The organism is Rhizobium sp. BK591 (genome assembly GCF_014195045.1).
Lineage (GTDB): Bacteria > Pseudomonadota > Alphaproteobacteria > Rhizobiales > Rhizobiaceae > Rhizobium > Rhizobium anhuiense.
Genome location: NZ_JACIAZ010000008.1, coordinates 294099 through 318933 on the forward strand (window position 1 = coordinate 294099; position 24835 = coordinate 318933).

The 24835-nt window shown below is 61.9% G+C and carries 18 protein-coding genes and 1 pseudogene; 6 read left to right on the forward strand and 13 right to left on the reverse strand.

Annotated elements, in window-relative coordinates:
* Window positions 1-46: 46 nt before the first annotated feature.
* From FHX10_RS30075 to FHX10_RS30085, 3 genes are all read left to right on the forward strand, one after another.
* Window positions 47-436, forward strand: coding sequence for a hypothetical protein (locus FHX10_RS30075; RefSeq protein ID WP_097631291.1), 390 nt, complete (start codon window positions 47-49; stop codon window positions 434-436).
* 72 nt (window positions 437-508) lie between these two features.
* A complete protein-coding gene (locus tag FHX10_RS30080; RefSeq protein ID WP_183845428.1) occupies window positions 509-1390 on the forward strand; it encodes an MBL fold metallo-hydrolase in 882 nt (293 codons plus the stop codon).
* Between the two features lie 21 nt (window positions 1391-1411).
* A complete protein-coding gene (locus FHX10_RS30085) occupies window positions 1412-2185 on the forward strand; it encodes an aminoglycoside phosphotransferase family protein (protein ID WP_183845427.1) in 774 nt (257 codons plus the stop codon).
* 55 nt (window positions 2186-2240) lie between these two features.
* Here the strand turns inward: FHX10_RS30085 and FHX10_RS30090 are convergent.
* A pseudogene (locus tag FHX10_RS30090) lies at window positions 2241-3268 on the reverse strand (magnesium and cobalt transport protein CorA).
* A 155-nt stretch (window positions 3269-3423) separates the two neighbouring features.
* Window positions 3424-4134, reverse strand: a complete 711-nt coding sequence (locus tag FHX10_RS30095) for a DUF4272 domain-containing protein (RefSeq protein ID WP_184390652.1) — start codon at window positions 4132-4134, stop codon at window positions 3424-3426.
* Window positions 4135-4335: 201 nt separating this feature from the next.
* Here FHX10_RS30095 and FHX10_RS30100 point away from each other — a divergent pair, with 201 nt between their 5' ends.
* The gene (locus FHX10_RS30100) at window positions 4336-6219 is read left to right on the forward strand and encodes a methyl-accepting chemotaxis protein (RefSeq protein WP_183845425.1); all 1884 of its coding nucleotides are present in this window, start codon (window positions 4336-4338) and stop codon (window positions 6217-6219) included.
* Window positions 6220-6285: 66 nt separating this feature from the next.
* Here the strand turns inward: FHX10_RS30100 and FHX10_RS30105 are convergent, their stop codons facing one another.
* The 5 genes from FHX10_RS30105 to FHX10_RS30125 all read right to left on the reverse strand — a co-directional run bounded on the left by FHX10_RS30105 (window position 6286) and on the right by FHX10_RS30125 (window position 14357).
* Entirely contained in the window at window positions 6286-7737 is a 1452-nt protein-coding gene (locus tag FHX10_RS30105) for an NCS1 family nucleobase:cation symporter-1 (RefSeq protein WP_183845424.1), read from the reverse strand.
* A 150-nt stretch (window positions 7738-7887) separates the two neighbouring features.
* Window positions 7888-9057, reverse strand: a complete 1170-nt coding sequence (locus FHX10_RS30110; protein ID WP_168332709.1) for an alpha/beta hydrolase — start codon at window positions 9055-9057, stop codon at window positions 7888-7890.
* Between the two features lie 76 nt (window positions 9058-9133).
* On the reverse strand, window positions 9134-12205 hold the full coding sequence (locus tag FHX10_RS30115) for an efflux RND transporter permease subunit (RefSeq protein WP_097631273.1): 3072 nt from the start codon (window positions 12203-12205) through the stop codon (window positions 9134-9136).
* Window positions 12202-13287, reverse strand: a complete 1086-nt coding sequence (locus FHX10_RS30120; protein ID WP_029868245.1) for an efflux RND transporter periplasmic adaptor subunit — start codon at window positions 13285-13287, stop codon at window positions 12202-12204. Before FHX10_RS30120 ends, FHX10_RS30115 begins: the two co-directional genes overlap by 4 nt.
* A complete protein-coding gene (locus FHX10_RS30125) occupies window positions 13284-14357 on the reverse strand; it encodes an efflux RND transporter periplasmic adaptor subunit (RefSeq protein WP_063473553.1) in 1074 nt (357 codons plus the stop codon). Before FHX10_RS30125 ends, FHX10_RS30120 begins: the two co-directional genes overlap by 4 nt.
* A 113-nt stretch (window positions 14358-14470) precedes the next feature.
* Between FHX10_RS30125 and FHX10_RS30130 the strand changes: the two genes are divergently transcribed.
* Together FHX10_RS30130 and FHX10_RS30135 are read left to right on the forward strand one after the other, a co-directional pair.
* On the forward strand, window positions 14471-15103 hold the full coding sequence (locus tag FHX10_RS30130) for a TetR/AcrR family transcriptional regulator (RefSeq protein ID WP_029868247.1): 633 nt from the start codon (window positions 14471-14473) through the stop codon (window positions 15101-15103).
* Between the two features lie 102 nt (window positions 15104-15205).
* The gene (locus FHX10_RS30135; RefSeq protein ID WP_244604831.1) at window positions 15206-16255 is read left to right on the forward strand and encodes a LacI family DNA-binding transcriptional regulator; all 1050 of its coding nucleotides are present in this window, start codon (window positions 15206-15208) and stop codon (window positions 16253-16255) included.
* Window positions 16256-16517: 262 nt separating this feature from the next.
* Here FHX10_RS30135 and FHX10_RS30140 read toward each other — a convergent pair whose 3' ends face one another.
* The 6 genes from FHX10_RS30140 to FHX10_RS30165 are packed head-to-tail and all read right to left on the reverse strand — an operon-like array spanning window position 16518 to window position 24665.
* The gene (locus FHX10_RS30140; RefSeq protein ID WP_176707322.1) at window positions 16518-17564 is read right to left on the reverse strand and encodes a carbohydrate ABC transporter permease; all 1047 of its coding nucleotides are present in this window, start codon (window positions 17562-17564) and stop codon (window positions 16518-16520) included.
* Window positions 17565-17577: 13 nt separating this feature from the next.
* Window positions 17578-18573: a carbohydrate ABC transporter permease gene (locus FHX10_RS30145; protein WP_063473552.1), complete on the reverse strand. Its 996-nt coding sequence runs from the start codon at window positions 18571-18573 to the stop codon at window positions 17578-17580.
* Window positions 18574-18575: 2 nt separating this feature from the next.
* Window positions 18576-19682, reverse strand: a complete 1107-nt coding sequence (locus tag FHX10_RS30150) for an ABC transporter ATP-binding protein (protein ID WP_063473551.1) — start codon at window positions 19680-19682, stop codon at window positions 18576-18578.
* Window positions 19670-21034 (reverse strand): glycoside hydrolase family 28 protein, encoded by a 1365-nt coding sequence (locus FHX10_RS30155; protein WP_029867879.1) that lies wholly within the window; start codon window positions 21032-21034, stop codon window positions 19670-19672. Before FHX10_RS30155 ends, FHX10_RS30150 begins: the two co-directional genes overlap by 13 nt.
* Window positions 21031-22125, reverse strand: coding sequence for a glycoside hydrolase family 105 protein (locus tag FHX10_RS30160; RefSeq protein ID WP_029867880.1), 1095 nt, complete (start codon window positions 22123-22125; stop codon window positions 21031-21033). Before FHX10_RS30160 ends, FHX10_RS30155 begins: the two co-directional genes overlap by 4 nt.
* Before the next feature lie 17 nt (window positions 22126-22142).
* The gene (locus FHX10_RS30165; RefSeq protein ID WP_029867881.1) at window positions 22143-24665 is read right to left on the reverse strand and encodes a hypothetical protein; all 2523 of its coding nucleotides are present in this window, start codon (window positions 24663-24665) and stop codon (window positions 22143-22145) included.
* Window positions 24666-24835 lie beyond the last annotated feature (170 nt).

A 24835-nucleotide genomic window follows, 5' to 3' on the forward strand; every position in this document is an offset into this window, starting at 1 on the left:
TCTGCCTCCCGGGAGGGTGACCCATTTGGCTGCTGACGACGTACCATTGCTTCGATCGATACAACTTGGCGCAGCCCTGTCGGCTTGCGCCTTGGGTCTGGCTTCCTGGAGCATCGAGACCGATCACTCCACGGAGCACACGCATGGCCTGTTCGAAATCCGCGAGGAGGCCAGGCGCTTCATTTCGCACGAGAACGCCAGGGGGGATCAGCAATGGGAAGTGCTGGAGCCCAATCTGAAGACGCTGGTTCCCCGATGTGCGGTCCCACTGGAAACACAGTGGACGCCGAAGAGTCTTGGCCGCTCGAAGCCGAGCGTCATGGTGATATGCACGGTCGCCGTGCCGAACTCTGTGATGAAACGCTGGGACGTACACGTCCCCGTGAAGCAGGAACCAAATCAGACGAAAGCCGCCACAGATCCCGCCTCCCCCTGAAAGAGCAGGCGTCCGAACGTGATTTGATATATCCGGATGAGATCACTGCGATTGCAACAGAGGCGACCAGACGTGAATGCATCGGTGGAATTGCGCTCCTACCCCGGACTCGACGATCGCATCGTGATCGTCCGGGTCGGCGACGAAGTGGATGCCGTGTTCGTCCGGACCGAGAGATTCAACGTCCTGATCGATACGCTTGGCACGCCCGAGCTGTGCCGGATGGCGCTGGATCTGCTCGAGGAAAGGGCCGAGGCTCGTCCGCTGGTCGTCGTCAATTCGCATATGGATTGGGATCATTTCTGGGGAAATGCCGCCATTGCCGGGCGCGCGCCGATTATCGCGCATGCCGCCGCGCTCGACCGTTTGCGCGACCCTTCCACACGAGAAGTCCTCAGCGACAAGGCGAGCCAGGAATCGCGATTTCGGAACGTCGACCTCATCGGTCCCGATATTACCTTCTCAGGCTCGATGACCCTCAACGGCGGCGATCTGACGCTGGAGCTCATTCATACGCCAGGACATACGCCCGACCATATCGCCATATGGATTCCCGAACTTCGCACCTGCCTGGCCGTCGACGCGGTGGAATACCCCATTCCCGAAGTCTGGAGCAGAACTGCTGGCGACCTTCGCCTGATCCGTTCCTCGCTCGAGCGCATACGCCACCTCAAAGCCAGACTGGTCATCCCTGCGCACGGCCGCACGTACTCTCCTTCGGCAGTCGATGAGAACCTGGCCTATTTCCAGGCCCTGGCCGATCGTGTCGGCAGTTTGAGCGAATGCCGGCTGGCGGATTCACAACTCGGCAGCTCAAGCGGCCTGCGGCTGGAAGACTTCGTCCCCATCCCCGACGGAATGCCTTCCGACACGGTGACGTTCTACCGGAGCTGTCATGAGACAAACCTCGGCGCGACGGTTCAGGCCCATATCGAAAGACTGAAATCCGCCTAGAATATCTTTGGAGATCGCGAAGTGAAACCATTGGAGGGCGGGCGAACCGCGCAGATCTGGCGCGACGGCGATACCGTCATCCGACCATCGGGCGCATGGACGCCGACGGTGCATCGGTTTTTACGCCATCTGAGGAGCAGCGGCTTTGCGAGAGCACCTGATCCCATTGAGATAACCGGCGAAAATCAGGAAGTCGTCAGCTATGTCGCCGGGCGTGTCTGCGAAGACCTGAACGATCCGTTTGTCGGATCGGAGCGCATGCTGGTTTCCGCAGCCCGGCTCCTGCGCGATTTTCATTCGGCATCTCAAGGGTTTCTGCAGAGGGATCGCGAGGTCCAGACATGGATGCTGCCGCCGCAAGAGCCGTGCGAGATCATATGCCACGGAGATTATGCGCCCTATAATGTCGCCACGGCAGAGCATGAGGCTGTCGGGATCATCGATTTCGACGCCGCCCATCCCGCACCGCGGGTATGGGATCTGGCCTATTCGGTTTATCGCTGGGCGCCCTTATCCGATCCCGCCAATCCGCATGTGCCATTCGACCTCGACGAACAACTGCGGCGGGCGGACATCTTCTGCATGGCCTATGGGGCGACGGCGGAGGAACGGCTCCAGCTCCCCGAAACGATCTGCCGGCGCCTTCAGGCGCTCGTCGATTTCATGCTGGCGAGCGCCTCAACCGGAGATGAGACATTCGTCGAGGACGTGAATGCAGGAGACGCCCGGCTTTATCTCAGCGATATCGACTATATCGGGAGCCATCGGGATCGACTGCTGAAGGCGCTGTGCTGACGCGCCTCGCCAATGCAGACGTCCCGTCTGCCGCGTGTCCGCAGCGCTCACGTATCTAGAGCCATTTCCTCCGACGGAAGAAAGTGAAGAGGAACAGACACAAGAAGGCGATGACGGCTAGCACGACGAAATAGCCATACTGGAATTTCAGTTCCGGCATATCGCTGAAATTCATCCCGTAGATGCCGGCGATTGCGGTGGGGACGGCGAGAATCGCCGCCCAGGCGGCGAGCTGGCGGGCAATCGCCGTCTGCTCCGTCTGGCCAATCATCACGCTGGCCTCGAAGGCGAAAGCGAGGACCTCGCGCAGCGCGTCGATATCCTCCTGGACCCGGCGCACGTGATCCGTCACATCGCGAAACAGCGACTGGAGCGTCGGATCCATGCCGGGAAGATCGATATGCTCGTAGCGCCGACAGACGTCGACCAGCGGCACCACGGCGTTGCGCAGCCGCAGCAGCTTGCGCCGCAACAGGTAAAGCCGCTCGATGTCGGATTTTGCCAGCTGTTCGCGCAGCACCAGATCCTCGAGCTTCTCAACCTCCTCCTGCACGACCTCGATCACCGGCATGTAATTGTCGACGATGAAATCGAGGATGGAATAGAGAATGTAATTCTCGCCGTGGGCAAGCGCCGTGGGCGTGGCCTCGCATCGTAGCCGCACCGCAAGGTACGAGGACGAGTCCCCGTGGCGAACGGAGACGACATAGCCGCGACCGACGAACAGATGCGTTTCGCCGAAGACGATTTCGTCATCCTTCATATGCGCAGTCCGGGCGACGATGAACATCGCGTCCCCATAGATCTCCAGTTTCGGGCGCTGGTGGGGCTGTGCTGCGTCCTCGATCGCCAGCGGATGGAGATTGAACTCGGCCTGAACCTGGTGCAGCAGCACTTCATCCGGCTCGTGCAGGCCGATCCAGACGATGGCATTCTCCCGGCCTCTTCGATCCTGATGTCCCGAATGCGTTGCCCATGCTGGTAAACGGCGGCAGCCACGACACCGGGCCGTTCAAACGGCGGCGATGTCGAACCGCTCCCTCCCCACTTGGGAATACTGTCCAGATCCTTCAGCTGTTCCAATCCTGCCACCCTCCCATCCCTACGCATCACATATCCGCGGCCAACTCGTCCGCCGGCCCGGCGCGCAGCCGATCATAATGCTATTTGGTAAAACATGCATCATCCGCCTCGGTGGCGGCTGACTAGGCGCTTTTCGTGGCCGGACCCGGGCCGCATCATGTGTCCGTGGATATATCGTCCCAGTCCTGATCCATGTAACCGGTCAGCCAGTTGAGGGCGTAATGCCGTTCGTAAACCACGCCCTTATCCAATCTGGCGGGTGGCTCTTCGCCCTTCAGCCGCGCGTTCACGGCGGCCCAATCGTAACGGTAGACAAGGTCGGCGGCGTCGAGCAGCTCTTTCTGCGGGCGCAGCCTGGCACGCCGCATGAGCCCTTCCGTCCCCAGTTCGCGAAGCGTGTTCGCAATGAATGGCACATCGCAAATATGGTCTGGACGCTCGAGGTCCGGCGAGATTCCGAGCGCCCACAGCATGACGTGGACACCCTCGTACCGCCAGGCGAAATTCGTCCGCTCCTGATCCGAGGGATCCGGATCGTCCATGAACGCCTGTTCCTTCGGGGTGAAAAAACCTGCGGCGTTAAACTGGCGGATGAGAGCCTGACCCATTGCGTGGTCGCCGGTCTCGCCTTTGACGGCAACGATTGCAAGGGCGATCGTGCGCTGAACGACAGCCTTGGTATTGCGGCGGGTGCCCTCGTTTTCGGGCTCGATGGTCGGCAGATGATCGATGGTCGGAACGCCTTCCGATCGAAGCTGGGCGATAGACCGGGCTTTACGCGCTCCCGCCTCGTCAGCGGGTTGCGAAACGGCTGCCTGCACCGGCAGGATCAGTGCGAGATAGGCGGAAAAAATGCGCTTCATCATTATCTGGCTCCCAGCATCGCCGACGACGCATGGATAGCCATTTTCCAGTCTGAGCGGGATCCCGAGACCGAAGGCAGCGGCGATATTCCGGAAAACTGGTAAACGGCTTTTTTACATCCCGGAACAAATCGTTAAATTTTTTTCGATACAAAAGTTCTCAGCCAAACCGGTATGAGGCCGGACCTTCGATGGGGACTTTCAATGCGTCGTCCAAACATAAAATCGAGTTTGCTGTTGATTTTCAGCGGCATAGCTCTTCTTTTCGGCCTTGTCGCCTATCTCGCGGTCGACGGCCTTCGAAAGACGAACGGCTCCACCGAAGAAATTGCTGCCCATTGGCTGCCGAGCGTGCAGGCTTCCCAGGCGATCAATCTCGCCATGACGAATTTGCGCCTTGCCTATCGTGATCACATCATCGCGCAATCGGATGCGGAAAAGAAAACCCGCGAAGAGGCCATCAAAGTCGCCGAGGATACCGTCGGCAAATCGGTGGACGCCTATCTTTCGCTGGCTTCATCCGAGCACGAGCGCGACCTGATCAAGACGATCAAAGAGAGCGTTGGAGGCTACATCGCCAGCAGCTCGCAGTTGCTCGCCCTTTCCCGCGCCAACAAGACCGAAGAAGCCGGGCAATATCTGGGCGGGGAGATGCGCTCCTATTCGGACAAGCTCAAGGAAGCCACCACGACCCTGGTCGAATTGGACGTCAGCGGCAGCAACAAGGCTGCCGAACTCAGCGAGGAAACCTTCGACTCCATAGAATTCTACCTGCTTGCCACAATCGGCGTTGCAGGACTGCTCGTTCTCGGCGCCGTCGCCTTCGTGCTGACCGGCATCGCCAACCCGATTACCGGCATCACCGCCGCGATGCGGCGGCTGGCCGAGGGAGACACCGCTTCGAAGATTCCGTTTGCCGACCGCGCCGACGAAATCGGATCGATGGCGGGCGCGGTGGAGATCTTCCGCCAGGCCGCGATCACGAACAAGCGCATGGAAACGGAAGCCGAGGAAAGCCGCAACAGGGCGGAAGGCGATCGCATTGCCGCTCAGCAGCAGGCGGAAGCCGACGCCTCGGAGCGGCTGCGCATCGCCACCTCGGGTCTCGCCGCCGGTTTGAAGCGACTGGCCGCAGGCGACCTCGCCTTCCAGCTCAACGAGGCCTTCGCCCCCGACTTCGAGGCGCTGCGCCATGACTTCAACCAGTCCGTCAACCAGCTTGGCGCGACGCTGAGAGCAATTTCCGAAAGCATCGGCACGATCGACGAAGGCACGCGGGAAATCTCCTCAGGGGCGAGCGATCTTTCGAAGCGTACGGAACAGCAGGCGGCCTCGCTCGAAGAGACGGCGGCAGCGCTGGAAGAGATCACGGCAAACGTATCGAACTCCAGCAAGCGAACCGAGGAGACGCGTACGGTCGCCACGGAGGCAAATCGCAGTGCCGGGGTCTCCGCGGAAGTGGTCTCCCACGCCGAAGAGGCGATGGAGCGGATCGAGACCTCGTCGCAGCAGATTTCCAACATCATCAGCGTCATCGACGAAATCGCCTTCCAAACCAACCTTCTGGCGCTCAATGCCGGCGTCGAAGCGGCAAGAGCCGGCGAGGCCGGCAAGGGCTTTGCCGTGGTCGCCCAGGAAGTGCGCGAACTCGCACAGCGCTCGGCAAGCGCTGCCAAGGAAATCAAGGGCCTGATCCAGAACTCCTCGAAGGAAGTGGAAAGCGGCGTCAAGCTGGTGCGCGATACCGGCCAGGCCCTGAAGACCATTGGCGGCTTCATCACCCAGATCAATCACCATATGGATTCGATCGCCACCTCTGCGAAAGAGCAGTCCATCGGGCTGAGCGAAGTCAATGTTGCGGTCAACCGGATGGACCAGACGACGCAACAGAATGCGACCATGGTGCAACAGTCGACGGCGGCATCCGATTCGCTGGCGCAGCAAGCCCAGAAGCTTCGCGAACTTATCGCCCAGTTCAGGCTCGACGATGGGGCCTCCAGCCAGTCCGCAGCCCTTCGCTCGACGGCCAGAACGATGGCGCAGCCCTCTGCCCGTTCAACCATGCATGCGGTCGCCGCACGCCGCTAAAACACATGGCGGCAGGAAATCGGATATGAAAGGCGCCCGGCAATTGCCGGGCGCCTTTTCATTCGGTCATGACGCGAAGGCGGGATTGCGGCGCGCGCCCATTCTCAACACGAAATAGATCGCCCCGCCGATGGCGACGCCGAAGAACCAGCCGTAGGTGCCCCACCAGTCCGGAAGGATGGACGTGAAGGTCGGCAGGATCGAGGAGAACAGCGCCCCCACGGCAAATGCGACGAAGGCGCTGCCGTGCCATCCGCTCTGGAACCGGAACTCGCCATTCTCATGGTAGAGCGCCTCAACATTCAGCTGGCTTTTCCGGATAAGGTAATAGTCCACCATCATGATGCCGAAGATCGGCCCCATCGTCGATCCGATGAAATTGACGAAATGCGCCGCACCCGTCTCCCAGGGAGCAAACGGGTAAAGCACGAGAGCGATCAGGGCGGCGATATATCCCCCGCGTTTGAAGTTGATCTGCCGCGGGAAGACATTGGCGAAGTCGAAGGCCGGCGACACGAAGTTCGCGACGACGTTGATGCCGAGCGTTGCGATCGCAAATGTCAGCGCCGCAAGCAGCGCCAGGAACCAGCTGTCGAATTTCGCCGATATCATTTCGGGATGTAGCAAGACCTCGCCATAGACTGTGAAGGCGGCCGTGGTCGTAACACCCGCGACGAGGCAGAACGCCAGGAGATTGATCGGCAGCCCCCAGAGGTTGCCTTTCCGCAGCGCCTTTTCGCTCGTGGCATAGCGCGAGAAATCGCAGAAGTTCAGGTAGAGCGCCGCGAAATAGGTGATCCAGGTGGCCGCCACGGCGGCAAGCGCCGCGATCGAGCCGGGTTCACCCGGCACGCCGGCATCCTTGGTCTTCTCGATCAGCACTTCGCGCGGGATTTCGGAACCGAAAGAGAAGGTGCCGGATTTGACGACCAGATAGACTGCGAGGATCAGCATCATGATCCAGACGGCGGGACCGGCCCAATCCTGGAATTTGCGAACCGTTTCCATCCCCCGCTGGATGATCAGTAATTGCAAACCCCAGACGATGACGTAGCAGATGACTTCGAGGGTCGAGTGGCCGAGCAGGTGGCTGTTCTGATGGAAGGCGAGCAGGCTTTCGTTGCGGATCAGCAAGGCGACGATAGCGCCGGACGCGGCCGCGGTTTGCGCCCCATACCAGAAGCAGGCGACCACCGCGCGGACCAGTGCCGGAACATTCGCCCCGAATGTGCCGAAGGAGGCGCGCGCCAGAACCGGAAAGGGTACGCCGGTACGCACGCCGGCATTGCCGACCAGGCTCATCAGAAAGAAGATGACGAGGGATCCGATGCCGATGGCGATGACGAAATTGACGAAGCTGCCGCACAGCAGGAACAGGCTCGCCGCCAGATAATAGCCCCACAGGCTGTGGACATCAGATGTCCAGACATTGAAGATGCTGAATGCACCCCATTTGCGCTCCTCGGCGGGTGCAAGATCCTCGTTATACAACGAGGGAGACGGATTTCGTACGCTCATGAATGCCCTCCCATATCCTCGAGGTCAATTTGACCACAGGCGGAAGTCTGCTCTTCATTTGGGCATCTGACAATTTGATAGTCACATTGTACACATCTCTTGGCGATGCCTGAGGATTAGCCATCGCCGCCGGCTCTTGCTTCAGTCCATTCATTGCGCGCCGACGACACGTCCGGCCAGGCGAAACGGACTTGCCACCGCGGCGCCGGCGGCATCGAAGACATAGGCACCAACATCACCGGCGGTCGAACGCCGCCCGCTTTCGAAGGAGGCGAGCTGCGCGCCGAACTTGGCGAGCGATGCATAGCGATCATGCCCCAGCCCGTCGGAGGCCTGGATCGAAGTGATGTCGATGACCCGAAGCCTTTCCTTCAAGGCAGCCTCCTCGATGACGGGATCGTCGATATCGAGGCGCCCGACGCGCGGCCGCTCCCCCGCGATGAAACTCGAAGCCACGAGCGCCCGGTCGTCCTTCGATACGAGAAGGGATATCGGGAGCGGCATGCGCCCGATATCCTTCAGCTGGGATCGGAAGACATCGACGTCGATGTCAGGGGCGGCCAGGATTACCGCCAGCTTGGCGATGACGTCATCGCGATGTTCCAGCTTGAGCTGACGCACCGTTTCCATGACCAGGAACCCGCCCATGCTGTGGCCGAAAAGAATGATGCGTTTCACCTTCCCCGAAGCCGAAAGCGATCTGACGAGGGCGTCGAGGTCGCTGCGCGAGGAGAGCGCCGCATCCCGGTCGGCGACATAGCCGGCAACGGCCGCAGCCGAGGGCCAGGAAAATAGGATCGGTGCACCCGGAATGTTGGCGTCCGCGGCGATCTGGGCGGTGCGATAGAGCGCCTCCTGGTAGCTGTAGTTGTAGCCATGCACGAAGATGCCGACGGTGCCGTCGGGTTGCACGGAGGCGAGCGCCTGATGCACGAAGGCGTCCTTCGGCAGCTGCTTGCGCTCGACGACCGCAAATTGGCGTTCGGGATCCGGTTTTGCGCTGGGGTAAGTGATGGCGGTATTCTTCCTGCCGGAAGGGACCGAAAATGCGTACTGCTCGTAGGTGAGATTGTCAGCCCATGCACTGCCGAAGCCGCCCCGCACACTGTCGGGAGTTCTGTTGGTCGCGGCAAGAACGCTCACGCGATCCGGTGCGACGTCATCCGCATGAGAGGCTTCATCGCGATGAACCGCCAGATGGACCGGGTTCAAGACCTCTGGCGAGGGCCTCGTGGCGCAACCGGCGAGCACTGCCAGACCGATCGTGGCCAGCATCGGCGGCGCGCCCTTCGGAAGCCATTTCAAACGCAGTTCCGTCATCGAGCCGTCCCCTCGGAGACCAGGAGATGCAGCGGCCGCCCTGGCGGCCGCATGCGATATTCGGGGACACGCGTGCTCATGCTTCTGCAACGGCGTCGGCCTGGACGTCTTCATCGCGCGGGATCCGGAACCAGGCGACATAGAGCGCAGGCAGGAACAGCAGGGTGAGCGCGGTGCCGACGACGATGCCGCCCATCATGGCGTAGGCCATCGGCCCCCAGAAGATTTCGCGCGAGATCGGGATCAGCGCGAGGGTGGCGGCGGCGGCCGTCAGCATGATCGGCCGCATGCGGTGTTCGGTGGCCTCGATGACCGCCTTCCATGGCGCCATTCCTTCGCTGCGCAGATGCTCGATCTGGACGACCAGGATAACCGAGTTGCGGATCAGGATGCCGATCAGCGCCAGCACGCCGAGGATCGCGACGAAGCCCATGGGGGCGTTGCTTAGCAAGAGTGCTGCGACCACGCCGATCAGGGCCGTCGGCGCGACGGCGAACACCAGGAAGAGACGGCTGAAGCTCTGCAGCTGGATCATCAGGATCGTCGCCATCGTAAAGAGCATCAGCGGAGCGACCGCAGCGATCGGCCCTTGGGCTTCCGCGCTGGATTCGACCGCGCCACCCACTTCCACCTTGTATCCCACCGGAAGGTTCTTCTGGAACTCCTCGACCTTCGGCTTCAGCTGGTCGACGATGGTGGCCGGCTGTGTCGAACCGATGACGGCAGCCTTGAGCGTGATGGTGGGTTGCCGGTCACGACGCCAGATCGTCGGCTGCTCGAGTTCGTAGCGGAAGTTCGCCACGGCCGAAAGAGGCACGACCTTGCCGTTGGAGGTGGAAAGCTGCAGGTTCTGCAGCGTCTGGATGGAGTCCCGTTCGGATGCCCTGGCTCGCCCGATGACGTTGACCAGATAGATATCGTCGCGGACCTGCGTTGCCGTCGAGCCTTCGACGATGCCGTTGAGGGCGGTGGCAATATCCTCCGAGGAAACGCCGAGCTGGCGCGCCTTGTCCTGCAGCACGTCGACCTTCACCACGCGGGACGGCTCGTTCCAGTCCAGGACCATGTTCGACAGCAGCGGATGCGAGCCGACGACGCCGGCAAATTGCTGCGAGATGTCGCGAACCTTTTGAATATCGGGGCCGCTGATCCGGTACTGAACCGGCTTGCCCACCGGCGGGCCGATGTCGAGAAGCTTCACGAAGGCGTCGGTGCCGGGGAAGGTTTTTGTCAGATAGTCCTGCAGCTCCGCCCGCACCTTGTCGCGCACCTCGAGCCCTTTCGTGACGATGATCGTCTGTCCGAAGGTGACATCGGGTGTCTGCACGTCGAAAGACAGGATGAAGCGGGGCGCACCCTGGCCGACATAGGTCGTCCAGTGATCGATATCCTTATTGTCGGCCAGCATCTCCTTTTCGAACTTGGCCATCTGCCTGTTGGTCTCGGCGATCGAGCTGTTGTGGGGAAGATTCCAGTCGATCACGAGCTCGGTTCTGTCCGAGTTCGGGAAGAACTGCTGCTGCACCAGCCCCATGCCGCCGACCGAAAGGCCGAAGACGCCGACCGTGAGGATGATGGTGACCCAGCGCCAGCGCATCGCCAGCCCCAGAAGCCAGGAGAAGATCGAGGCGAAGCGCCCCTTCTTCTCATGATGCGACTTCATGGTCTTCGGCAGGATCGTGACGCCGAGAAGCGGAGTAAACAACACCGCCACCACCCAGGAAACGATCAGCGACACCGCGATGACCACGAACAGCGTGAAGGTGAATTCGCCGGCGGCGCTGCTGTTGAGACCAACCGGAATGAAGCCCGCGATGGTGACGAGCGTTCCCGTCAGCATCGGAAAGGCGGTCGACGTGTAGACGTAGGTGGCGGCTTTCCTGAGATCGTCGCCCGCCTCCAGGCGGGCAACCATCATCTCGACGGCGATCATCGCGTCATCAACGAGCAGTCCGAGCGCGATGATGAGCGCGCCGAGCGAGATACGCTGAAGCGAAATGCCGGAATATTCCATCACCACGAAGGTGATGGCGAGCACGAGAGGTATGGAGATCGCCACCACCATGCCGGCGCGAAGACCGAGACTGATGAAGCTGATGACGAGCACGATGACGATTGCTTCGAAGAGTGCGCGGGTAAAGCCGGACACCGCTTCGTCGACGACGGCAGGCTGGTCGGAAACGCGGTGGACGTCCACGCCGATCGGAAGATCGGCGACGACGCGCTTCATCTGTGCGTCCAGCGCCTCGCCGAATTCCAGGAGATTGGCGCCCTGCTTCATGCCGATGGCAAGCCCGATGGCGGGCTGGCCCTTGAACCGGAACAGCGACGAGGGCGGATCGACGTAGCCGCGTTTGATCGTGGCGACATCGGTCAACGGGAAGAAGCGGTCGTTGATCCTGAGGTTGATCGTCCGGAGGCTTTCCTCGGAAGTGAACTGTCCGCTCACCCGCAGGGCGATGCGCTCCGGCCCGGCATCGACGAAGCCGGACTGGGTGACGGCATTCTGCGCCTGCAGGGTCTGGATGACCGACTGCTGGTCGATGCCGAGTGCTGCGATCTGGCGCGTGGAGAACTCCAGATAGATCGCCTCGTCCTGAGCGCCGATCACATCGACCTTGCCGACGTTGGGCACGGTCAGAACCTCGGAGCGGGCATTTTCGACGAGATCGCGAAGCTGCCGCTGGGTCAGTCCGTCGCTCGTGAAGGCGTAGATATTGCCGAACACGTCGCCGAAGCGATCATTGAAGAAGGGACCGACGACCCCGCTCGGGAAATCGCCCTTGATGTCGGCGATCATGTTGCGGATGCGCAGCCAGGTCGGTGCGACATCCCTGGCCTTGGTCGTCGGCAGCAGTTCGACGAAGACGGTCGTCTGGCCGGCAACGGTCTCGCTCTTGGTGTAGTCGAGCGATTCCAGTTCCTGGAGCTTTTTCTCGATCCTGTCGGTCACCTGCCGCGTCACCTCTTCGGCGGAGGCGCCGGGCCACTGGGCGGTGATCACCATCGTCTTGATCGTGAAGTTCGGGTCTTCCTCGCGGCCGAGGTTCAGATAAGAGAAGGTGCCTGCGAGAATGAAGACGATCATGAAGTACCAGACGAGCGAACGGTGTTCGAGCGCCCAGTCGGAAAGGTTGAAGGACTTCACTGGCTGATCTCCTGGTCGATCCTGATGGTCTGGCCATCTTCAAGTTTATGCACGCCTGCCACGACCACCCGTTCTCCAGCGGCGATCCCTTCGGTGACGCGGACGGTACCGCCGTCTTCGACGTCGCCGTCGATCGTCACGCGGCGCAGCGATACCTTTTTGGCCGGCGCGTCGACGATCCAGACGCTCGGGCCGTCGCTGCCGACAAGGATGGCAGAGGAAGGCAGAACGATCTGCGGATCGGCGGCAATGGTTGCCGAGGCCGAGATGACGGAGCCGAGCCTGAAAGTTTCAGGCGGATCGCTGAGCGCGATCTTGGTTCTGCTCGTGCGGGTGGCGGTCTCCGCCTCCGGCGCGATCTCGCGCACCACCCCGGATGTGCGGATGGTCGGATCGAGCTGCAGCGTCACTTCGAAAGGCGCGCCGATTTTCAGTTTCTGGGCGGCTGCCTGTGGCACATCGACCACGGCGTCGCGCCTGTCCGGCCGGGCGATGGTCACGACCGTCTGGCCGGCCGAGACGACCTGTCCGACCTCGGCCGAGGTCGCCGTCACCACGCCATCGAATTCCGCCTGAAGCTGCGCGTAGCCGAGCTGCTCCTTGGCCTTGTCGAGGTTGGCCTGCGCCTTGGCGACGGCGGCCGCGGCCGTCCGTCTCGCCTGCTCGGCCTCTTCGAGCGAGGCTTCCGTGCCGGAACGCGACTCCACCAGCGCCCGCTGGCGCTGCTCCGTGGTCACCGCGTTTCTGAGCTGGGCGTCGCTGTTCTCCACGTCCGACTGTGCGTTACGCACGGCAAGCTCCAGCGCCAGCGGATCGATGGCGGCGACGACGTCGCCCCGCTTGACGATATCCCCGACATTGACATTGCGGGCGATCATCCGCCCGAGAATCCGGAAGCCGAGTTCGGTCTCGATCGTCGGTTCGATCGTGCCGGTCAGGCTGAGGCTCGAAACGGACGTCTGTTTGACTGTCATCGACAGCACGGGACGGGGCGCATCCTCCTTGCTTTCCTCCTGCTTCGTGCAGGAGGAAATCAGGGCCGTACCCATCATCAGGGCGACTATCTTGGGACGAATACTCACTTGGAAGCTTCCTTGACATAAGACACGATTTCAGCCGGCCTGAGGAACTTGGTCCCGTCGGTCACCACGACGTCACCCGCCGACACGCCTGATTTGACGATGAAGCTGCCGGTCTCGTAGCCGGCGACATCCACAGCCCTTGCCGAAACCGCAGAGGATGCGGGATCGACGATCCAGACGGCCGGCTTGCCGTCCTTGGACGTCATGGCGGACCAGGGAAGCTGGATGACGTTCTGCGAGACGTAATTGAATCTCCCGACGACGGGAGCGCCGAGGGGAATGGGCGCGTCGCTCGATATCGCAACCTTGACCTTGATGGTTCCGGTGGAGGAATCGATGGTCGGCGAAATCTCGCGCACCTTCGCCGCGATCTTCTGTGAAGGGTCCGACAGAAGGGTCACAGTTCCGTCGCCGTCGATCGGGCGTAGGAACGCGCTTTCGACCACCTCGAAGACGGCATCGCGGTCGCCGCCATGGGCAAGGGTGAAGACGACCTGCGCGGCCTGCGCCACCTGCCCGACCTCGGCATTGCGGGCGGTGATCATCCCGTCGGCATCCGCCTTCAGCTCCGTGTAGGACAAAGTGTCCTGAGCCGTTTCCAACAGCGCCTGCGCCGACTTCGTCGATGCCTGCGCGGTCAGAAGCGCCTCCTGCGCCTGGTCGAGCGCCGCGCGCGTCGTCACCTGCGTTCGAAATAGGCTCTGCTGACGGTCATAGGCGAGCTGTGCCTGGGTCTGCTGGGCTTCAGCCGACTGAAGATTGGCAGCCGCCACATCCAGTTCGGCCTTCTGCTCTTCCGGATCGATCCGCGCCAGCAACTGCCCCGCCTTCACGGACTGTCCGACTTCCACCAGCCGTTCGATGATCTTGCCGCTGACACGGAAGGACAGATCGGTCTGGACACGTGCGCGAACTTCCCCGGTGATCGCACCGCCCTCAACCAGCGGCTCGGGTTTGGCGACGACGACGGTGACCTGCCGCGGGGTGGACTCAGTCGGCCCGCCCGCATCGCTGCATGATCCGAGACCGATGGCGCATACGATCGCTGTGGCGACCAGAATGGTTCTCATAGTTGACCTCTTGCTCTCAACGGCAGCTGCTATATAATTGACTGACGCATTAGTCAATGAAACTTTGTGCCGCAGGGGACGAGGCGCGCACGACACGGGAGGCAAGGAAAAAAATGGCAACTCCGAAGAAACTCACACGCGCGGAACAGAAAGCGCTGCGGCCCATCCAGATCCTGGATGCGGCCTTCGAAGAATTCGTCAGAAGCGGTTTTTCGGGCACGCGTGTGGAAGACATCGCCGAAAGGGTCAACGTCACCAAAGGCACGGTCTATGTCTACTTCGAGACGAAGGAGAAGCTTTTCGAAGCGATGATCCACCATTTCTCCGTGCCGTTTCAGGAGTTGCTGGAGACGGCCGAGGGCCTCAGCGGCAGCGCTACCGACAGGCTGCTTTCCATTCTCGGCCTGCTTTACGAGCAAATTGCCGAGGATCGCACGACCCGCGAATTGACGCGGCTCGTCATATCCGAAGGGCAGCGGTTTCCCGACCTGATCGACCGCCACCATGATGAGTTCATTGCGCCGATCATCGCCAAGGTCGACGGCCTCATTCTGGAGGGCGTGGCGTCGGGGGAATTTCGGGCAATTCCGGTGGAATTCTCCGACATCGTGGTCGCACCCATCCTGACGACGACGGTTCTCAGGCTTATATTCGACGACCGCCGCGAGCCGCCCCCCAACAAGGAGGCCTTCCTGCGGGCCTATTTCGACCTGCTGCTGCACGGCCTGCTGGCCAAGCCTCACTGATCACAGAATGACGAAAAATACCGCGCAAAGCGCATAGCTTTTCTCAAGTTTTTATGTGAAAACATCGAGTTAGCGATGCCTTCGAAGGCATAGCCTCAATTCGTGACGGAAAAAGTGGAACGCAAAGTCAATCTCAAGGATGTCGCGCGCGATGCCGACGTGTCGCTGAGCACGGCCTCGCACGCGCTGAACGGAACCGCGCCGCTGACGATCGAGGTGCGCGAGAGGGTTCTCGACTCGGCCAAACGCCTGGGTTACCTCGACCGCCGGAGGAAGAAGGCGACGATCGCGGCCTTGCGCGTTCTGCTGCTTGCCATTCCCGACGACGCCGCGCCGCAGAGCGATCTCAACCTGGTGAGCTGGACGATCCTCAACGGCCTTCGACGGGAGTGCGAGCGCCGCGGCATCAGGATCGTGCCTTTCGTCAGCACCGGCCGACGCATCGACGGCGCTCAGGTCAGGCAGATCGCGCTCACGGAGCGCGCCGACGGCATCGTGATCCTGAACGACGATCAGCCGGAACTGATCCGAAGCCTCGCCTTCCCCGACATGCCCGTCGTCCTCGTTAACGGCGAGGATCCAGCCATGCTGGTCGATACGGTCACGCCCGAAAACCGTTTCGGCGCGCGGCTCGGCATCGAGCACCTGCTGGGGCTCGGGCATCGCCGCATCCTGCACCTGACCTGGAAGGGCCGCACCACGATCCAGCGCCGGTATGACGGCTTTTCCGATGCCTATCTCGCCGCTCAGCTTCCCGTGCCGGAGGATATGATCGTCGAGGCCGAAGGATATGAGCCGAGGCATGGCGAGGCTGCCATCAACGCGCTGCTCGACCGCGATCCCACAATGAAAGGAGCGACGGCCGTCTTCTGCGCCGCCGACAATCTGGCGCTCGGCTGTTTGAAGGCCTTGGCCGATCGCGACATCCGTGTGCCCGAAGCGATTTCCGTCCTCGGCTTCGACGACATCGTCCCCGGCGAATTCAGCCGTCCGCCGCTTTCGACGATCAGCGTTCCCACCGACAGGCTCGGCGCCGCCGCTTTGGCGCTCATCGAGCAGCGGCTGATCGCCAACGACCCGCAGCGGCCGGCCCATCGCCTGGAGCTCGGATGCCATCTCGTCTTGAGGGGTAGCGTCGCGCCGCCGCGCTAATGTCTAGTTCCGGGCACTAGGCTGAATTCCCGGCATTTTCGTAAAACGGAATTGGAGAGATCCAGGCGATCACGTGCGAACCTCTGTGCCTAGGCGACGGTGCGTGTCGCTCGAAAAATGGCCGGCCGCCTTGGGGGCCTCGCACAACAAAGACCGAAGCGCGCCGCATGAAACAAGTTCAATGCGACGCGCTTCAGTCGGGAGGAAGACGCAGTATGGGTTCTCCGACGGGGCGAGGAGATCTTTCTCCCCGCCTTGCCGTTCACTTCATCCCTGTTCCGGCAATGCCTGTGGTGATGTACTTCTGCAGGAACAGGAAGACGACCGTGACAGGCAGCAGGCTGAGGAACGTCATTGCCAGGATATAATGCCACTGCACAGAGAACTCGCCCTGGAACGCGTTCAGACCGACCTGCAGCGTGAAATTCTCGCGGCTGTTGAGGACGATGAGCGGCCAGAGGAAATCGTTCCAGCGCCAGAGCACGGAAAAGATCGCCAGCACCGCCAGTGCCGGCGCCGTCAGCGGCAGGATGATACGCCAGAAGATGCAGAATTCGCTCGCCGCATCGACGCGCGCCGCCTCTATCAGCTCATCGGGTATGGTCAGCATATATTGCCGCAGCAGGAAGACGGCGGTCGGAGAGGCGACCGTCGGCAGGATGACGCCCCAGAGATTATCGGCGAGCCCGACCCCGACGATAACGAGATAGGCCGGCACCATGACGACGGCGAGCGGGATCATCAGGGTTGAAATGATGATGACGAAGACCGCGGTGTCGCCTGCAAATTTGTATTTCGACAGGGCAAAGGCCGCCATGGCGTTGACGATCAGCGTCAGCAGCGTTGCGACGAAGGTGACGAAGACCGAATTCTTGAGGAAGGTCAGGAAGTTGAAGCGCGTCAGCGGATCGGTGTAATTTTCCGTGGCGACCGTCAGCTTCTGCACCGGCGTCAGCCCCTTCACGTCGACGCTGACGGGCTGTCCCGGATTTGCGGGGTCGACCATCTGGGCCTTGAGGCCGATGCGCCGAACCATGGCCATTTCGCGCTGTTGGCCGTCAACGGTGACCTGCCAGAGGCTGAGCGGCTTGTCGAAGCCGGGTACGGTCTGCTCCACGGCGGCCCGGGGAAGCAGGGTCGGTGGAAACCGGGTAATTTCGGCCGCCGGCTTCAGCGAGGAGAGGCCCGCCCAGAGGACGGGAACCAGCACCGCGAAGGTTCCGCCGATCAGCCAGACCCATGACAATATGTCGGTTATATCGATGCGTCCGGCCCGGCGGGTGCGCGTGAGAAAACTGATCGGATTCATACGGCTGTTCATCTCAGGACTCCATTCGCTTGCCGATGCGCAGCTGTATGAGGGTGAGGACCAGAAGCACCAGCCCCATCAGAACCGATGCGGCGGATGCGAGACCGAAGAGACGGAGATCGCTGCCGAATGCCATCTGGTAGATATATTGCACGATGAAGCTGTTGGCCGTGCCGGGACCGCCGCCATTGGTCAAAACCCAGGCCTCGTCGAAGATCTGGACCGATTTGATCATCAAAAGAATGAACACGACCAAGAGATTCGGGGCCAGCAGGGGAAGCGTGATCCTGAAAAGCGTGCGGCGCGGTGAAGCAGCATCGATGGAGGCAGCCTCGTAAAGCTCCTTCGGAATAGCCTGAAGGCCGGCGAGCAGGATGAGGGTATAAAAACCCATGTGAAACCAGACCGAGACCACGACGACGAAGAAGCGTGACCAGCCGACGTCGAGCAGGAAGATCTCAGGGGGAACGCCGATCATCTGGAAGAAGGCGTTCAGGAGCCCGTTGCGATCGAGGAACCATTTCCAGATGAGGCCGATGACGACGGGAGACAGCAGAACGGGATAGAAAAACATCGCCCGGAAGAAGCCGCGCGCGACAATCGCCCGATTGAGGATCAGTGCCGTGATCAGCGCCACCAGCAAGGTGGCGACGACATTGAGGGCCACGAACCAGAGCGTGTTCCACACAGCCGTCCAGAACAGCGATTCCTGGCAGGTTCCCGGCTGCAGATAATTGCCGCAGGAAAGCAGTGTGCGGAAATTATCCAGGCCGACGAAGGGCCGCTCCGAGACGAAAAGGTTCGTGCCGCCGGTGAAGGCGTAACCGATCGCGATCGCGATCGGAAGGAACGTGAAAATGGCGAACAGAACGAGGTTCGGCGCCAGGAACAGCCATGGCATGCGTTTGCGGCCGAAGATGCGCTCGACCACATTCATCGGGGCTTCGACCACCCGCATCGCCGTTTCGCCTGCCTGGGACAGCAATGCACCTGCCTTGAGCGCCGCCATGTTCAGCGCCTCCCCTGTCCGGGCCGCCGGGCAAAAGCCAGGCCACTTTCGGGATCGAACAGGTGAACCCGTCCCGGGGCGGCGTCGATCAGGATGTGATCACCCGGCGCCGGCGCGAAATGGCCGGCCTCATGAATGATGATCTGCTCATCCTGGCCTGCAAGGTTGCCGTAGACATAGGTTTCTGTGCCGAGGCCCTCGTGATACTGGACGATGAACGGCAGACCTTGCTCGCTGGAGCGTGAAAAATGCGCGGGCCGGATGCCGGCGAGAACGGCCTGCCCGACGGCAATCCCCGCAGGATCGACATCGCTGACGATTTTGCCGCCGTTGCCGACATCGATGGCGACGCCGTTTTCGCCGATGCCTGAAACCTTGCCCTTGATGATGTTCATGCGCGGCGAACCGAGGAAGCCGGCGACGAACAGATTGCGTGGGCTATCGAACAGGTCCAGCGGCGCGCCGACCTGCTCGACCCGCCCGGCGCGCAGCACGACGATCTTGTCGGCCATCGTCATCGCCTCGACCTGGTCATGGGTGACATAGATCATCGTCGTCTTGATGTCGCGGTGGAGCTTGGTGATCTCGGCGCGGGTCTGGACGCGCAAGGCGGCGTCGAGATTCGACAGCGGCTCGTCGAAGAGGAAAATGTCCGGTTCGCGCACGATGGCCCTGCCGATCGCCACGCGCTGACGCTGGCCGCCCGAAAGCTGCTTCGGACGCCGGTCCAGGTAGGGTTCGATCGCCAGCATCCTGGCGGCTTCGGCAATCCGCGCCTCGATCTCGGCGCGCTTGAACTTCAGGTTCTCCAGGCCGAAAGCGAGGTTCTTGCGAACGCTCATATGCGGATAGAGCGCATAGGACTGGAAGACCATCGCGATCTTGCGCTCGGCCGGCGAGAGCGCGCTGACGTCGCGGCTCCCGATCGCGATTGCGCCCGTCGTCACCTCTTCGAGACCGGCGATGACGCGCAACAGGGTCGACTTGCCGCATCCCGACGGACCGACGAAGACGACGAACTCGCCGTCCTTGATATCGAGCTCGACGTCATGCAGGACTTTGACAGAGCCATACGACTTGTTGACGTTGGAAAGCTTCAGTTCTGCCATGCCCCACTCCCATCAGGTGCCGCCGTTTCGAAGACGGCGTCGTTTTTGTTCCAGCCTTGCGGCAGCGGTGTCGGTCTTGTGATCCGCACCTCGTTCATCAAGATCCCGGTGACATCAGCCACGTAGACGGCCGGCATTCCTCCCGGATAGTTCTCAAGGCCGATCACCCGCCCGTCCGACCCGCGGGTCCAGGCATTGGCGCGGCCGCCGCCATCGGCTTTCGGGGAAAGGTCGGCGTTCGTCGGGCGCAGGTCGTAGGATCGTGCCGTGCCGAGTTGCCCCGGCTGCTGGTCGATGGCGATACGCGCCAATGATGCGTTCCGGATGCCGGCCGACGAGGTCGAAATGACCGTGATCGCCCCCTCCATCCGGCCGGTGATATCCTCGACGATGAGATTTTCGATGGCGCCTGCCGTGCGCTCCGCGATGCGGTCAACCACATTGACGGTCAGCGCCTCGCCTGAGCCCCAGAAACCATCGGGGGTCTCGCGGCATTCCACCGCAATTCGCGAGAACCTCACATTCGATATCCGGCCGCCATCGCGGGAAAATATGCCGAGCGCCCTGTTGGAGGATGAGACGTTGCAATCCTCGAACACGACGTTGGTGACGTCGCCATGGGTTTCCGTGCCGATCTTCAGCGCACAGCTGAGGCTCTGAACGGAGCAGCGGCGGACAAGAATGTTTTCGCATCGTCCGATGGCGACACGATCGGGGCCGATGCTCGTCTTCAGGCATACGCCGTCGTCGGCCGTCGATATCCGGCAGTCCTCGATCACGGCGCCGCGGCAGGCATCCAGCACGATACCATCCGTGTTGGGAAGGCGACGGTCGTTGTCGATGGTTACGTTGCTGACGACGACATCGGTGCAATTGACGAAATGCAGCGTCCACATCGGCGAGCGGCTAATATGGACAGAGCTGATCTCGACCTCGTCGCAGCCCTCGAATACTACGACGCGCGGACGAAACTCGGCCGGAATGAAGGTTCCGACGGTCTCGTCGTCTCCCACGATGAAGCTGTCGCAACCGGCTTCGATGCGCCCCGCCCCCGTCAGGCTGATCCGCCGTGCATCCCTAGCGACGATCATGCCGCGGTCCGACTTTTCGGCGATCACCGAAACACTCGTATGCGCATAGGCCTCGTAATCCGCAACGGGACGCAGGATCGCGCCGGCGGCCAGATGAAGGTCGATGCCGGACTTGAGCTGGAGCCCCCGGCAGACATGGATGCCGGCCATGAGCTCCACGCGTCCGCCGCCCGAAGCCGACAGGCCGTCGATGGCCGCCTGCAGGCGGACCGTATCGTCGCCCTCCGCCGGCTCGATCGCGACAAGAGACACGGGGCTCATTGGCGATCGCCGTTCTCGAGGACGACTTCCGTCAGCAACAGCATGGTCAGCGCCTGGCCGTAAGGCGTCGGCACGTTCGGGATGCGCCTGTAGAAATCGAGGTCATGCCCCATCGGCGTGCCGTCCGAGACGCCGTGGACCACACCTTCCTCGTCTATCTGCGCCAGCACTGCCGCAAGCGCCCGCTCCGCGTAGGCCTTGTCGCTATCGTCGAGAATGCCGGCATCGACGGCGCGCAATATGCCATAGGCAATGCCTGCCGTGGCCGAGGTTTCCAGCGGCGAGGACGGGTCGTCCAGAAGCGTCGTGAACATCCCGTCCGGCCGCTGGCATTCCTTCAGCGAGCGCACCTGGCTGACGAGGACGTTCGACAGAAAACGCCGGTCCTTCTCGCCGAGCGTCGGAACGAGATCGAAGAGCTCGGGGATGGCAACGGTGATCCAGGCATTGCCGCGCGCCCAGAAGGCATTGGCGAAATTGTGCCGCCCGTTGAAGGTCCAGCCGTGATACCAGAGGCCGCTGACCGGATCGGAGAGGTAGCGGGTGTGGATCACGAACTGATAGACGGCCTCGTCGATCCAGTCGCTGCGTTCGCAGAGCACGCCGGCCCGGGCGAGAAACAGGCAGGCCATGAAAAGCGTGTCGTCCCACAATTCGCCGTCGTTGAGGCGCTCCTTGACGACGTGCTGAAAACCGCCGTCTTCGGTCTTCGGCAATTCCTTGACGAGCCATTCGGCCCAGTCCTCGACAAGAGCGCGAAAATCGGGACGGTCGACATGCTGGACGAGGATCGCAAGCGGCAGCATCGGCGCCGTGCTGTTGATCTGGCGCGGCGGCAGGCCGCGTTCGATCTGGCCGGCATACCAGGCAACAAGCTCCTGCAGCGCTTTCTGGTCATCGGTGGCAATGGCGCGCCGCAGGAAACCGTAAAGACCGACGCCGACTTCCCAGTCCCATTCGTCGAACTGGATTCCCGAGGCGGAATTTCCGGTCACGAGACCTTCCTTGATGCCCTTGAGCCGGCTGAAAGCCGTTGCAACGCGATCGATCGTCGTCAGGAGAGCGGCGTTATCGACAGATGTTGTGTTCATGCTTGGAGACCTATGTTTCAGGAGTAGAACGGCCCGTCAGTGCCGGCCCCGGAGGCTGCACTGTCGTGGGTGAGGATCGGGTGTGGCTGATCGTACGTGAACGGCCTCGCCTTGCCGGCGATCGAAAGACCGTCGGCATAGGACAGGCAGAGCGCCGGGCCGCCCGGCGGCGTCAACGCGAGCCGCCGAAGCCCGGGATCGAAGGAAACCGTCGTCTGGCACAGGCGTTCGATGAACGCCTTGAAGGCATCGTAGCTGCCGCATCCGACGACGGCCGCCCAGCCGCAAAGCGGCCCGTAGGAGCGCGCCTCGCGCCCGGCGGTCGGGCCGTCGGTGATCAGCTCCAGGCCGTTCGACGCCCAGAGGGCGGCAAATCCCCTGCCCGATCGCGCAATCAGCCACTTGTCTTCGGTGATGAGATCGTCCAGGCCGTCGCGACCGATATAGGCATGCGTCCATGCGTGCCGCGCATCGCTTGTGTCCTCGATCAGCAGGGCGACGTCACGATGCTGGGCAACGCGCGGCAGAATGCCGTTGCCGGCCCAATAGGACGGCCTCTGATTGCCCCAGGGATCGTCCTCGCCGGGATGGTTGACCCAGAGCCTCGCCATGGGGTGGCCGGCGAGCCGGATGTCGAGCACATGCTGCTGATGGCCCTTCTGGCCGGTCTTGTGATCGACGACGGTCGAAAGCTGCGCCGCCTCGTTCTTGAACAGCACGAGTTTTCCGCTCTCGAGCCCCTGGCTGTAACGCGCCTCGACGCTTCTGGTCCTGGCAAGCGACGCAAGCTCGGCGAGATCGGCCGGCGGCTCGTAGCCGCCGACGCAGAACATGGTCAATGCCGCCACGCCATTGTTCAGCCAGCCGGTTCCGAAGGCGACCTGGGCGAAAGGTGCAAGCTCTGTCAGCGGGCCGGCGCGCAGTTCCTTGTCGTAGGCGCGGCCCTGCGATCCGGCCGGAACGCCTGCGAGCGTGTGAAGGGCGATCATGCGGAAGATGAGATCGATCTGGCCGCGGGCGCGCTCCGAAATCGCCGTCTCGGCCCAGCGCTCCAGCGCCAGCAGGCCGATGAAGTCGATCGGGTAATAGGCCGCCGAGTTCCACTCCGCCAATCCGTGGGCTTCGACGCTGTCGAACCAGCGCGCGAGGCGCGCGCGGCCAAGTTCCGCCTGCTGCCGGCCCGTCCTGCCCGAGGCTGAAAACACCTCGTCGGGCAGAAGAAGTCCGGCCAGCAGCTGGCTCGTGTGAAAGCAGAGCACATGGTTCTCGCTCCAGAACCACATCGCATCGTTGCCCGGCTCGTCGACCCAGTAACGATAAGAGAGAACGGAATGCCGGATGCGATCGACCACCGCCGCGGGCATCCGGTCGGCATAGGCGCCGAGCAGCCACAACAGCGGCACCATGATGAAATCCGAGCAATCCTCCCGCGCATCGATGGAGGCGAGCGTTGCGTCGATGATGCGGTCGAAGCTTTCCTGGTCGTGGTGACCGGTTTCCATCATCGCAATGAGACGCCCGACGCGGTTGGCGCCGAAGCGGGCGCTGTATTCCAGCGCCTGCCGCTTGCGGGCAGAAAGCGATGTCTCGGCCGGCAACGGCGAAATGCTGCTCATGAAGGCGGCATCGATGACGCGGGTGACCGAGCCCGTACCGGAACCGATCGTCATGTGGATGCCGTGATAACCATCTGCGATGCCAGAGACATTCTCGGCGACCAGACGGTTCTGATGAGCATGCAGGGTCAGTTTCGAATGCGCGAGAACGGGACGCTCGTGACCATGGCCGATGACCTTGAGCTCTACAGGCAGGTCGCGCTCCGGCGCCGTGTCGAAGATGATCTCCAGCGGCTGGTTGACGAAGACGTCGCGGGCCGGGCGAACGCCGCGCACAAGGGCTTCCAGCTCGCGAACCTCATCCTGGTCCAGCGATACCGGCAACAGCACGCAGAGCGGCTCCTCATCCAGCAGCTCTAGCTCGAAAAACCACGTCGTGTCGCGCTCGGCCAGGTCTTCGGTGTGAACGAGAATGTGGTTGTCGCCGGCTTCGAGCGTCAGCTTTATGTCGGTTGCGCTCTCGACATTGCGCTTGAAGGGTTCGAAGCGCACCGCCTCCTGTCCGTTGACCCATATGCGAACGCCGCCGCAGGTCTTCAGTCTGAGATTGAGCATTCGCGCGGTCTCCGTCCTGAACGTGCCCCTCAGCCATCGCCTGAGATGCGTCGGCACATGCCAGAAGCCGGTGAACTCGACGCGGCGGTTCGAACCGGGAAGATAGAGGCTCTCGGTCGGCCAGGACGTGTAGGGCGAGAGCGGCCGCCCCACCATGGTGGACCAGAAGGCTTTGCGGCAAGGCAGGTCGCCGACATCGACGAAACCGTTGATGAAACGATAGTTTACGCGGTCTTCGGCCGGCGCCGGCTCGCCCGGAAAATAGCTGGCGATGAGGCCGGATACCGCCCATGCCGTTACCGTCTGGCCCGCGGCCACGCCATATGCCGGCGCCATATCGTCCGGCCGCTTGATGCATTCCGTTTTCACAGACCGCCTCCTCCGCAATCCTATGAAAATATTTTCATTAGGTCATTTGGGTGCGTTGTTTTTGAAAAATGCTCAAAAACATCGCTATTGCCTCAGAAAATAGCTTGACGGGACGAATGTCAAGTATATGAAATTCATTTATCGATGGCTGACGCCGCGATTGATGAAAA